This window comes from Streptomyces montanisoli, assembly GCF_017813245.1.
Classification (GTDB): domain Bacteria; phylum Actinomycetota; class Actinomycetes; order Streptomycetales; family Streptomycetaceae; genus Streptomyces; species Streptomyces montanisoli.
The window spans coordinates 21,775-33,950 of the sequence record NZ_JAGIQL010000067.1 but is presented as its reverse complement, the minus strand read 5'-3'; the positions used below and the strand labels follow the sequence as shown (position 1 = coordinate 33,950).

8 protein-coding genes are annotated in these 12,176 nt (G+C 73.0%); 5 read left to right on the top strand and 3 right to left on the bottom strand.

Annotation, left to right across the window (positions count from 1 at the left end):
• Positions 1-309 precede the first annotated feature (309 nt).
• Genes JFN87_RS17560 through JFN87_RS17555 form a run of 3 tightly spaced genes read right to left on the bottom strand, consistent with a single transcriptional unit; the run spans position 310 to position 2,605 of the window.
• Entirely contained in the window at positions 310-975 is a 666-nt protein-coding gene (locus JFN87_RS17560; protein ID WP_209341033.1) for an ROK family protein, read from the bottom strand.
• Complete coding sequence (locus JFN87_RS34370) at positions 972-1,103, bottom strand: hypothetical protein (RefSeq protein ID WP_307865495.1); 132 nt, start codon at positions 1,101-1,103, stop codon at positions 972-974. Before JFN87_RS34370 ends, JFN87_RS17560 begins: the two co-directional genes overlap by 4 nt.
• The gene (locus tag JFN87_RS17555) at positions 1,100-2,605 is read right to left on the bottom strand and encodes an APC family permease (protein ID WP_209341032.1); all 1,506 of its coding nucleotides are present in this window, start codon (positions 2,603-2,605) and stop codon (positions 1,100-1,102) included. The genes JFN87_RS34370 and JFN87_RS17555 overlap by 4 nt, the downstream gene beginning before the upstream one ends.
• A gap of 148 nt (positions 2,606-2,753) precedes the next feature.
• Here JFN87_RS17555 and JFN87_RS17550 point away from each other — a divergent pair, with 148 nt between their 5' ends.
• From JFN87_RS17550 to JFN87_RS34365, 5 genes are all read left to right on the top strand, one after another.
• Entirely contained in the window at positions 2,754-3,947 is a 1,194-nt protein-coding gene (locus tag JFN87_RS17550) for an ROK family transcriptional regulator (protein ID WP_209341038.1), read from the top strand.
• Between the two features lie 788 nt (positions 3,948-4,735).
• Positions 4,736-7,729, top strand: a complete 2,994-nt coding sequence (gene aroA, locus JFN87_RS17545; protein ID WP_209341031.1) for a 3-phosphoshikimate 1-carboxyvinyltransferase — start codon at positions 4,736-4,738, stop codon at positions 7,727-7,729.
• A gap of 153 nt (positions 7,730-7,882) precedes the next feature.
• The gene (locus tag JFN87_RS17540) at positions 7,883-9,058 is read left to right on the top strand and encodes an acyl-CoA dehydrogenase family protein (RefSeq protein ID WP_209341030.1); all 1,176 of its coding nucleotides are present in this window, start codon (positions 7,883-7,885) and stop codon (positions 9,056-9,058) included.
• Positions 9,055-9,891, top strand: coding sequence for a 1-cyclohexenylcarbonyl-CoA reductase (gene chcA / locus JFN87_RS17535; RefSeq protein WP_209341029.1), 837 nt, complete (start codon positions 9,055-9,057; stop codon positions 9,889-9,891). The genes JFN87_RS17540 and chcA overlap by 4 nt, the downstream gene beginning before the upstream one ends.
• Positions 9,892-9,930: 39 nt before the next feature.
• Positions 9,931-12,108, top strand: a complete 2,178-nt coding sequence (locus tag JFN87_RS34365) for an oxidoreductase (RefSeq protein WP_209341028.1) — start codon at positions 9,931-9,933, stop codon at positions 12,106-12,108.
• Positions 12,109-12,176: the final 68 nt, after the last annotated feature.

Genomic DNA, 12,176 nt, shown 5'->3' with positions numbered 1-12,176 from the left:
CGGTGGCGGTGGCAGCGGAGGTGGCGGGGGGCGCGGCCGCGGTCGCCATGGGCGCCAGTGCGAGGCAGCCCGCGGCGAGCGCGCCGCAGGTGAGGGCGGCGGTGAGCGGCCGTCTTGGCCGGCGTGCGTGCATGCGGAGACCTCTCGTCGCAACGGCGTTGTGCGGGAGGGGCGTTGAGGCACCGTCGTGCACGATCGGCCCGGGCCTCGGCCTCTCGCCGGGCCGCAACACTACGCCGCGGAGCCGCGCGTGACAGGAGCACGCACCGGAAGGTGGCGGGACGGCCTCGAACGGCCGCGCGCCGTCGGTCAGGCGAGTGCCGGCGCGACGGCGCCCCTCAGCGCCGCGTCCTCCGCGTACCGTGCGCGCACCAGGGCCGGCGGGTAGGGGACGGCCTCCGCCAGACGGCGCGTCAGGGCGGGGCGTATGCGGGCGAACGCGGCCGTCATGCCGCCGCCCACGGCGATCCTGGCCGGGTCGAGCGTCGTCGCCACGTTCGCGACGTGCACCGCGAGCGTGTCCAGCGCCTCGTCCACGACGGCGGCGACCCGCTCGTCGGCCGAGGCGAGGAGTTCGGCCGCCGTCCGGGTACCGCCCAGGGCGGCCGCCGCCGTGCGGGCCAGGCCGCTGCCCGAGGCGTGCTCCTCCAGCGGCGCGCGCCCCGAGGCGACGCCCGCGCGGTCGGCGCGGTCGCGCAGCAGGTAGCCGATCTCCCCCGCCGCGCCATGCGCGCCCGCCCATACCCGGCCGTCCGCCACCACGGCGAGCGCGATGCCCGTGCCGAGGTCGAGGTACACGCCGGGATCGGCGCCGCGCAGGGCGCCCCACGTCGCCTCTGCGAGTCCGGCCGCCTTCACGTCGTTGCCGACCGCGACCCGCGGCGCCGCGAACCGCTCGGCGACCAGGGACGGCAGCGCGAGGTCCTCCCAGCCGGGGATGTTCGGCGCGAACGCGATGTGGTCGTCGTGGATCACGCCAGGCGCACCGTGCGCAGGAGGCGGCCGTGCGCGTCGGCGGTGGCGGCGGCGATCTTCGTGCCGCCGCTGTCCACGCCGACCACGAGCCCGGCGCTCGCGGCGCGCCCCGGGCTCTCCCGCGTCACGTGCGTCCCTGCCCACCGCCCGCGGCGGGCTCGCCGTCGTCAACGGGCGCGTTCAGGAAGTCCTCGTGGATCTCCTTGGGTCCGAACGGCCAGGTGCGTTCCACCTTCGCCCACACGAGGAACGCGATTCCGCCGGCCACGACCCAGGCGATCGACCCCTCGATGGGGTGCAGGCCCGGGTTGTTCTTGTCCGCGAACACGTACACCGTCAGCCAGCCGATCAGCGCCACGATGCTCGGCAGCGGGTAGAGCCACATGCGGTAGGGGCGCCGCAGGCGCGGCTGCCGCCTGCGCAGCACGGTCACGGCGGCGATCTGCGCGAACGACTGGACGATGACCATCGTGGTGGTGAGGAACGTGATCAGCACGGTGAGCGGCGGGTGCGTCTGCGAGTTGCCGAGGTGCCTGCTGACCAGGAAGGCGGCCGCGGTGATGACGCCCATCGCCACCAGGCCGAGCACGGGGAAGCGGTGCTTGGGGTGAAGCCTGCCGAACTGCTTGAAGAAGACCTTGTCGCGCGCCGCGTCGTAGGGCACGCGTGAGCCCCCGAGCAGGCCCGTGAAGACGGACGTGAACGCGGTGATCAGGATCAGCACGGTGATGACGTCGGCCGTGGTCCTGCCCCACGCCTTCTGCAGGACGACCGCGGCGACCGACCGGGAGGCCGGGTTGTTCGGGTCGATCATGTCGTGCCAGTTCACGACGCCGAGCGTGCCGATCTGCATCAGCAGGTAGATGCACATGATGCCGAAGATCGCGTAGATGATGGAGCGCGGCAGCACCCTGCCCGGGTTCTTGATCTCCGCGCCCATGTAGGAGGTCGTGTTGTAGCCGAGGTAGTCGTAGATGCCGATGGTGAGGCCGCTCGCGAAGCCCAGCCAGAACTTGGTCGAGCCGAAGTCGAAGGCGTGCGCGGGGTAGGTGAAGGCGTCCGACGCGTCGAAGTGGGTGAAGGACGCGATGATCACGCACGCCACACTGATGATCATGATCGCCCACAGCACCGTCGTGAGGCGGCCGATCGATTCGATGCGCCGCCACAGGAGCGCGACCACCGCGAGGCACATCGCGAGTCCGACCAGGTCGCCCTGCCCTGACGACATGGAGGGCCAGAGGAAGGTCAGGTACTGCACGAACCCGGCCACACCGGTGGACATGATGAGCGGGATGAACAGCATGGCGGTCCAGGTGAACAGGAACGGCATCAGCCGGCCCGTGCGGTACTGGAACGCCTCCCGCAGGTAGATGTACGAGCCGCCGGCACCCGGCATGGACGCGCCGAGCTCGGCCCAGATCAGGCCGTCGACGAAGGCGAGGATCGCGCCGGCGACCCAGCCGATGACCGCCTGCGGGCCGCCGAAGGCGAGGACCATCGCCGGGATCGTGATGAACGGCCCGACGCCGACCATCTGGCTCATGTTGATGGCACTGGCCTGGAACTGGCCGATCCGGCGCACGAACCCGATCTCGGGTTCCGTGCCCTTCGGGTCGGTGTCCGTCATCCGGCCCACCTCCTGTGTCTGTCGGTGCGCGCTGTTGTCGTGGGCTGCTGATCCGCCTGCCTGCCGGCCTGTGGGGCCGGGCCTTCAAAAGGCGGCGGGACCAAGTTAGGATCCTTAACAAAAGGACGTCAACGGCCGGGGAGGAACGATTCCTGACAGCGAGCGGGTGCTGCTCGACGCGCTGCGCGCCGCGGGCTCCACCTCCCGCGCGGAACTGGCCCGTACCACCGGCCTGTCCAAGCCGACCGTCTCCACGGCGCTTGCCGGGCTTGAGCGGGCCGGTCTCGTGCGCCGCACGGGCGAGGTCAGCAAGGGGCAGGGGCGCGGCAGGGCGGCGGTGCTGTACGCGGCCGACCCCGCCGCGGGGTACGTGATCGGCGTCGACGTGGGGCGCGAGTGGCTGCGCGCCGCCGCGGCCGACCTGGACGGCACCGTCGTCGGCCGCAGGGACACCCCGAACACCGCGAGGACGGCGGGCGCGATGGTGCGCGACGCGGCGCGGCTCGCGCGCGCGGTGGCCGCGGAGGCCGGGCTCGACTGGTCGCAGGTGGTGCACACGGTGGTCGGCAGCCCCGGCGTCACCGACCCGGGCACGCACCGCGTGCGCTACGCCGTCAACCTGCCGGGGTGGGGGCGCAGCGGCCTGTTCGACCGGCTGCACGCGGAACTCGGCACCGGGCTCGACGTGCTGAACGACGCCAACCTCGCGGCGCTCGGCGAGTACGCGCTCGGCGCGGGCCAGGGTTCACGGCTCTTCGCGTACCTGTGGGTGGGCACGGGGCTCGGCGCGGGTGTCGTCGCGGACGGCAGGCTCTTCCGCGGCGGCCACGGCGCCGCGGGCGAGATCGGCTACCTGCCGATGTTCCCGCTGCCGCAGGCGGCGGGTCCTGGCCCTGCCACCGGCGCCCCCGCGCCGGTCGGCTTCTCGGCGCGCGGCGGCCCGATGGAGGACGCGGTGTCCGCGGACGCGGTGGTGGCGCTCGCCCGGTCGATGGGCATGCCGGAGGCGACCACGCGGACGGCGAAGGACGTGTTCGCGGCGGCGCGTGCCGGGGACGCGACGGCGCTGGGCGCGGTGGAGTGCGAGGCGGCACGGCTCGCGCACGCGGTGGCCGCGCTCGCCGCGGTCCTCGACCCCGAACTCGTCGTGCTGGGCGGCGGGGTGGGGCGCAACGGCGACCTGCTGCTCGCGCCGCTGCGCACGTGCCTGCGCGAACTGACCCCGCTGCGCCCGCGCGTGGTGACCTCGGCGCTCGGGGACGACGCGGTGCTGCTCGGGGCGGTCGCGCGGGCGGCCGAGGCCGCGCGTGAGCGCGTGTTCGACACGCGGCACGACGCGTAGGCGCGGGGCCTCACCCGGCGCATCGGGGCACCGACTTCGTAAGGCGGCTTTCCTTGAACGGTGATGGGCGCGGGCGGCCCCGCGTGACCCCGTCCGGCCGTCCGGTGGCTGAGACGGCGCCGCCGGCGAGCGTGGCGTCCGCCACACCACCGAGGTGTGCGCGGTAAGGGGGAACGGTCACCGCCCGGAGCCCGTCTCACTCGAACGGGGTCAGCTGCATGCGTGTACCGGGCATTGATATAAAGCTCATATGACCGAGCACTTCCAGCAGGACCACCGCCTTCGCGGCGTGGCTCAGCGCGGGCTCGTCATCCGGACGCTCCTCCCCGTGCGCCCCGACTCGGGCCGCACGAGCGCACCTCGGCTCCTGCCACGACCGGAGGGCCCCACCGCTCGGGCCCCGCGCCATGACAGCCGTCCGATCTGTTCCACGCGTCATCGGATGCCGCGATCCGCGCGGAGTGACTGACCCCCGTGGGCGCTCTCCCGGCGCTCACGCCACTTCGCGATACGGTCTTGCCCGTGCCCGCGTATCCGCCCGCAGGCCGGCCGTCGTCCCCGGTGAGGACCGCACCCCGGTCCGACCGGCGATGCCGCACGCCTGCAGGCACCAGCTTCCACAACGTAATCACCGCCGTCTCAAGGACGGTTCCATCACCGAGCCACGGCCCCAGCGGCCGGGGCCGTGCCCGTCGTGCCCTGGCGCCTTCGCGCCGGCACGCCGCCGCCGCCCCGACCCGGCGTCCGTGGCCCGGTGCGCCCGCCTGGCCAGGGAGTAGCAAGCCCCCATGCACCTTCTCGTCAAAGGGATCCAGCACCAGCTCACCGGTGATGTCCTCGTCCCCAACTCCAAGTACCACGCGCACCGCGCGCTGATCCTCGCGTCACTCGCCGACGGCGAGAGCCGCGTCCACGGGCTGTCGGACGCCCGGCACGTCGAGTACACCGTGCAGCTCCTGCGGGGCCTCGGCGTGCGGATCACACGCGACGGTGACACGTTCGTCGTGCACGGACTCGGCGGCCGCTACAAGCCGCGCCGTTCCTCCGTGTCCGCAGGCAGCTCAGGCACCACGCTGTACTTCATGATCGGGCTCGCGTCGCTGTCCGACCGCGACGTGGCGGTGACCGGGCAGAAGTACTTCAGGCGCAGGCCGGTGGGCCCGCTGCTGCGCGCGCTCGAACAGATGGGCGTCCAGGTCGAGTCGGCCGACGACTGCCCGCCGATCCAGGTCACGGGGCGCAGGCCCACCGGCGGCCACGTGCGCATCGCGGGCACGCTCTCGCAGTGGATCTCCGGCCTGATCCTGCTGGCGCCGTTCGCCACCGGCCACACCACCATCGAGGTGGAGGGCGAGCTGAACGAGCGGACCTACCTGGAGCTGACGGTCGCGATGATGCGGCAGTTCGGCCTCGAGGTCACGGTCTCCGACGACTGGCGCCGCTTCGACATCGAGCCAGGACAGGAGGCGCACCCCGTCGAGCTGACGCTTCCTCCGGACATCGGCTCGGCCGCGTTCGGTGTGGCCGCCGCGGCGCTGCACCCCTCCGACGTGCTGCTGCGCGGCATCACCTCGCTGGACGGCGGCCCGGCCGACCACCCCGAGTTCCACTTCCTCGACATCGCGCGCGCCATGGGCGTGCCGATGGAGATCGACGAGGCGGCGGGCGGTCTGCGCATCCAGCAGGACCGCCCGATGCTCAAGGGCGTCGACATCGACTGCCGCGACGTGCCCGACATGCTGCCGATCCTCTCCACGCTCGGCACGTTCGCGTACGGCGAGTCGGTGTTCCGCAACATCGCGCACACCCGCCTCAAGGAGTCGGACCGCGCCGCGGCCATGCTTCAGCTCAACTCCATGGGCGGCGACCTGGAGTTGACGAGTGACACCCTGCGGGTGCGCGGCGTCGGCGGCCTCGTGGGCGCCAGGCTCTCGTCGTTCAACGACCACCGGGTCCTGATGTCCCTCGCGGTGGCGTCCTCGCGGGCGCGCGGCCAGTCCACGCTGACCTACCCGAACGCCTACCGCATCTCGTACCCGACGTTCCTCGACGCGATGAACACGCTCGGCGTGCCGATGTCGGTCGAGGAGGGTGCGGGCGCGGTCGGCAGGGCGAGGCCGCGCCGCCTGGAGCGCGAGGTCACCAGGCCCGACCTGGCGGCCTCCGTCACGCTGCCGGAGTGGCTGCGGCGGCGCGCCGCCTCGCGGCCCAACGACACCGCCGTGGTGGACGTGCGGGCCGACCACGACGAGGTCGTCACCTGGAGCGAGCTGTCGGAGCGCGTGGACCGCGCCGCGGCGCTGCTGCTCGAACTCGGCGTGCGCCCGGGCGAGAACGTCGCCTACCAGCTGCCGAACCGGATCGAGTTCGTGGTGCTGTCGCTGGCGGCCCTGCGGATCGGCGCGGTGTGCTGCCCGATCATCCCGTTCTTCCGTGAGCGCGAGGTCGCGTTCGTGCTGCGCCGCTCCAAGGCGCGCGTCCTGGTGGCAGCCGACGAGTACCGCTCGCGGCGGCCCGCCGACGAGGTGCTCGGCCTCTGCGACGAGGACCGCGCCGGCCTCGAGCACCTGCTGGTGCTGTCCACCACCGGCGGCGCCGCGCGACTGCCCGAGGCGGGCGCCACGGGCCTGTCCGTGCGGGACTTCGCCGCCGCGCTCGACGAGACCTCCGTGGACCACGCGGCGCTCGACCGGATCGTGCCCACGCCCGACATGACGGCGCAGCTGCTGTTCACGTCCGGCACGACGGGCGAGCCGAAGGGCGTCACGCAGCCCACGGGCAACCTGGTGCGCGCCGCCGCCATGGAGGTCAAGCACCTCGGCCTCGGCGCGAGGGACGCGGTGTGGGTGCCCTCGCCGCTCGCGCACCAGACCGGCTTCCTGTACGGCATGGTGCTGGCGATGGTGCTCGGCGTGCCGGGGATCGTGCAGTCCGACTGGGACGCCAAGCGCGCGCTGCAGTCGCTCAACCAGCACGGCGCGACGTTCGTCCAGGCGGCCACGCCGTTCCTCTCCGACCTGGTCAAGGCCGTCGAGGAGAGCGGCGAGACGCCGCGCAACCTGCGCATCTTCGTGGCGACCGGCGCCCAGGTGCCGCGCGGCCTCGCCGAGCGCGCGGGACGGCTGCTCGGCGCCGACGTGTGCGGCGCGTTCGGCACCACGGAGACGTGCCTCGGCGCGCTGTCCGCGCCGGCCGACGAGCCGGGCCAGCGGTGGGGCTCCGACGGCCGCGCGCTCGACGGCATCGAGTTGCGCATCACCGACGACCACGGCCTGGTCCTGCCGCCCGGTGAGGAGGGCAACTTCGAGCTGCACTCCCCCACCGTCTTCGACGGCTACCTGGACCGCCCGGACCTGACCGCCGAGGTGTTCACCGAGGACGGCTGGTACCGCACGGGCGACCTGGCGACCATCGACGCCTCCGGGTTCCTGCGGATCACCGGGCGCGTGAAGGACGTCGTCAACCGCGGCGGGGAGAAGATCCCCGTCGCCGAGGTGGAGCAGCTGCTCTTCGGCCACCCCGCCGTCGAGGACGTGGCGATCGTGGCCATGCCCGACGAGCGGCTCGGCGAGCGCGCCTGCGCGTTCGTCGTCCTGAAGGACGGCGCGGCGCTGGAGTTCGACGAGATGAAGCGCTACCTGGACGAGCACCAGGTGGCCAAGCAGTACTGGCCCGAGCGGCTGGAGCGGATCGACGTGCTGCCGCGCAACCCCATCGGCAAGGTCCAGAAGTTCGCGCTCAGGGACAGGGCCCGCGGTCTGCGCCCGCACGGCGAGCTGTAGACAATGCCCTCTGACGGCGCGAGTGTGCCCGGGGCTTGTCCCCGGGCCGCTCATGCGTGAGATGGGTCAGGTGCCCGGCCGAGGACGGGTCGTGTGCCCGGCCGAGGTACGGCGGGGCACCACACAGGGAAAGACGGAAGGCAGAATCTGCAGATGACCGACGACGAGCGCTTCCACCAGCTCAAGGCCCAGGTGGAGCAGTGGGTCCAGGGGCCCGGCGAGCGCTGGGCCGAGCGCATCGAGGAGACCGGGGAGGTCCCGGAGGAGCTGTGGGCCGAGCTGAACGAGCTCGGCTTCCTGCGGGTGGCCGCGCCGCAGGAGTACGGCGGGCAGGGCCTCGGCTTCGCGCGCTGGATGGAGCTGATGGAGGTCTTCTCCCGCTCGCACGGCTCCGTGCGGATGATCGTGCACGTGGTCAACGGCATCTGGCGCTCCATGGACGGCCACGCGAGCGAGGACCAGCGCAAGCGGTTCGTGATCCCGTCGATCACCGGCGAGATCAAGATCGCGTTCACGCTGACCGAGCCGGGCAACGGCACGGGGGCCGACATCACCACGTCGGTGGTGCGCGAGGGCGACACGTACTACCTCTCGGGCCGCAAGCACCTGATCACGTTCGGCGTGCGCTGCGACTACTACCTGCTGGCCGCGCGCGTCGAGGGCAGCTCGGGCCACGAGGGCACGGTCGCGCTGCTGGTGCCGCGCGAGGCGGCGGGCGTCACCGTCGAGGACACGTCGAACACGATGGGCGTCACGGGCACCGACCACGCGTCGCTCACGTTCGACCGCACCCCCGTCCCGGTGGACCACAGGCTGGGCACCGAGGGCGAGGGCCTCGAGGTATTCCTCGGCGGCTTCCTGACGCCTTCGCGCATCTCCGTCGCGATGAGCTGCGTCGGGCTGGCCGAGCGCGCGCAGCAGCTCGCCGTCGAGTACGCGTCGGGCCGTGTCACGTTCGGCAAATCGCTCACACAGCGGCAGGCCATCCAGTTCATGCTGGCCGAGAACCAGGCCGACATCGAGGCGGCCAAGCAGCTCGTGCTGCACGCGGCACGCCGCTTCGAGCAGGGCGCGGACGACGCGTCGATGCAGTCGTCGATGGCGAAGATGCACGCCGTCACGATGCTGACGAACGTCACCGACAAGGCGCTCCAGGTGCACGGCGGCCTCGGCTACTGGAAGTCGCAGAAGATCGAGCGCGTGTACCGGGACGCCCGGGCCCAGCGCTTCGAGGAAGGCACCAACGAGGTGCAGAAGGCGGTCGTCTTCCGCGAGCTGCTGCAGCGCGCGAAGGCGGCCGGTGAGCGGAACGAGGAGGCCGGCCGATGAGCGGCACGCAGGACGCCAGGAAGAGCGAGCGGGTCTCGCTGATCACGGGGGCCTCGCGCGGCATCGGCCGTGCCCTGGCCCTCACCCTGGCACGCGAGGGCAGCACGATCGCCGTCAACTACAAGAAGAACGCCGACCTGGCGGAGAAGACGGTCGCCGACATCGAGGAGGCCGGAGGACACGGCTTCGCGGTGCGGGCTGACGTCGAGACCACCGAGGGCGTGCAGGCGCTGTTCGACGAGGTGGCGCGGCGCTGCGGGCGTCTGGACAACTTCGTCTCCAACGCCGCGGCCAGCGCGTTCAAGAACATCGTGAACGTCGGCCCGCACCACCTCGACCGGTCGTACGCGATGAACCTGCGCCCCTTCGTGCTGGGTGCGCAGGAGGCCGTGAAGCTGATGGACAAGGGCGGCAGGATCGTCGCGATGTCCTCGTACGGCTCGATCCGCGCGTACCCGACGTACGCGACGCTCGGCGCGATGAAGGCCGCCATCGAGGCGTGGGTGCGGTACATGGCGGTGGAGTTCGCGCCGTACGGCATCAACGTGAACGCGGTCAACGGCGGCCTGATCGACTCGGACTCGCTGGAGTACTTCTACAACGTCAAGGGCATGCCGGACATGCGGGGCGTGCTCGACCGCATCCCGGCGAACCGGCCCGGCACGGTGCAGGAGGTGGCGGACACCATCAACTTCCTGCTGGGCGAGGGTTCCGGCTACATCACGGGCCAGACGCTGGTCGTCGACGGCGGTCTCAGCGTCGTCGCCCCGCCGTTCTTCGCCGACGCGGGCCCCGAGCTCCAGCTTCCGCCGCGTCCCACGCGGGAAGCATGACACCGGCGCAGTAGCTGTCCGTTCGGAGAGGGATCGCACGTGTTCGACCATGTCTTCCGGCCCGGTGCCATCGGGGCGCTGCGGCTGCCGCACCGCATCGTCATGGGTGCCATGCACCTCAACCTGGAGGCCCTGGAGGACGGCGGCGAGGCGCTCGCCGCGTTCTACGCGGAGCGTGCCGGCGGTGGCGCCGCGCTGATCGTCACCGGGGGCACGGCGGTCTCGCCCGCCGGTGCCGGCGGCCCGGGTTACGGCGTGGTGGGCGACACCTCCCACCGGGCCGCGCTGCGTAGCGCCGCTTCCGCGGTGCACGCGGCGGGCGGCACGATCGCCCTGCAGCTCTTCCACGCCGGGCGGTACGCGCTGCCCGGCGTGGCGGGCACCGACGGCGGGGCGCCGTTCGCGCCGTCCGCCGTGTACAGCAGGTTCTCCCGCACGACGCCGAGGGAGATGACCGCCGGCGACATCGCGCGGACGGTCGCGGACTTCGCGCGGGGCGCCGAGGCGGCCAGCGAGCTGGGCTTCGACGCGGTCGAGGTGATGGGCTCGGAGGGCTACCTGATCAACCAGTTCACCGCCCCGCTGACCAACCTGCGCGAGGACGAGTGGGGCGGGGACGCGCAGCGGCGTCGGCGCTTCCCCGTCGAGGTGATGCGGGCCGTGCGCGCGGCCGTGCCCGGCTTCCCCGTGCTGTTCCGGATGTCCGGCGCCGACCTGGTGGAGGGCGGCACGCCGGCCGATGACACCGCCGCGCTCGCGGTGGCGCTCGCCGAGGCGGGCGCGGACGCGCTCGCGGTCGGCGTCGGCTGGCACGAGTCGCCGGTGCCGACGGTGCAGGCCCAGGTGCCGCCCGGCACCTGGGCGGTGTTCGCGAAGGACGTCAAGCGCGCGCTGGTGGCGGCGGGCCGCGGCGACCTGCCGGTGATCGCGTCCAACCGCTTCAACCGCCTGGCGCACGCCGAGGAGGTGCTCGCGGCCGGCGGTGTGGACTTCGTGGCGATGGCTCGCCCGTTCCTCGCGGACCCGGCGATCGTCACGAAGTCGCGGGAGGGCAGGACGGACGCCGTCGACCTCTGCATCGCCTGCAACGAGGCGTGCATCGACAGGTCGTTCGGCACCGAGCGTGTCTCCTGCCTGGTCAACCCCCGCGCGGGGTACGAGGCGGAGTTCGGCCGGGGCGCCGCCGGTGGCGGGCGACGGAGGTACGCCGTCGTCGGCGCCGGGATCGCCGGGCTCCAGGCCGCCCGTACGCTGCTCGACCTCGGTCACGACGTCGAGGTGTTCGAGGCGGCGTGCGAGCCCGGCGGCCAGTTCCGGATGGCGGGCCAGGTGCCCGGCAAGGCGGACTTCGCCCGGACCGTCCGCCACCACGTCGCCGAACTCGCCGAGCGCGGCGCCCCGTTGCACCTGGGCCACCGCATCGGCCCGCAGGACACCGCGCTGCTGCGCACGTTCGACGGCGTGGTGCTCGCCAGCGGTGTGCTGCCGGTGCGGCCGGCACTGCCGGGATCCGCGCTGCCGAATGTCATCGACTACGCCCAGGCGTTCGCCGCACCGCACACGCTCGGGCCGAGGGTCGCCGTGATCGGCGGCGGTGGCATCGCCGTCGACCTGGCGCACCTGCTGACCGCGGGCAACGGGCAGGAGCCCACGCCCGCCGAGTTCCTCGCCTCGCACGCGGTCACGGGAGGCTCCGCCGCGCCCGTGCGGCCCGCCGCGCCGGCGCGCGAGGTCACACTGATGCGGCGCGGCGGCAGGGTCGGCGCGGGCATCGGGCCCAGCACGCGCTGGGTCGCCCTGTCTCAGCTGCGCGCGGCGGGCGTCAGGACCCTGGTGGGTGTGGCGTACGAGGAGATCACCCGCGAGGGCGTGGTGGTCAGGGACGCGGAGGGCGAGCGGCGCCTGGTGGCCGCCGACCACGTGGTGCTCGCGGCAGGGCAGGAACCGGAGCGCGACGCCCGGGCGGCGCTGCGGCGGGCCGGTGTGGTGTTCGAGGCGGCCGGCGGTGTGACGGGCACGGCGGGGCTCAACGCGGTGCGCGCCACGGCGGAGGGGCTGCGCGCGGCACACCGCCTCGTCGCACGGACGGCCCCGGGGCCCGGTGCGGATGCCACGGGGTCCGGTACCGGTTTCGCAACGGACCCCGTGGCCACGCCGTCGCGAATCGGTACGAAACCGGCGTCCGGTCACCACACGAACGTGGCAGCCGGGGCGTGACGGACATAGGGCGCGTATGAGGCGGGCATATCGCGCGGAGTCCGCGACTTTCATCGACAGCGGCCGGA

Excerpts from the sequence above, each read along its gene's own strand:
- aroA (WP_209341031.1), top strand. The coding sequence starts at position 4,736 with ATGCACCTTCTCGTCAAAGGGATCCAGCACCAGCTCACCGGTGATGTC.
- JFN87_RS17555 (WP_209341032.1), bottom strand. The coding sequence starts at position 2,605 with ATGACGGACACCGACCCGAAGGGCACGGAACCCGAGATCGGGTTCGTG.
- chcA (WP_209341029.1), top strand. The coding sequence starts at position 9,055 with ATGAGCGGCACGCAGGACGCCAGGAAGAGCGAGCGGGTCTCGCTGATC.
- JFN87_RS17540 (WP_209341030.1), top strand. The coding sequence starts at position 7,883 with ATGACCGACGACGAGCGCTTCCACCAGCTCAAGGCCCAGGTGGAGCAG.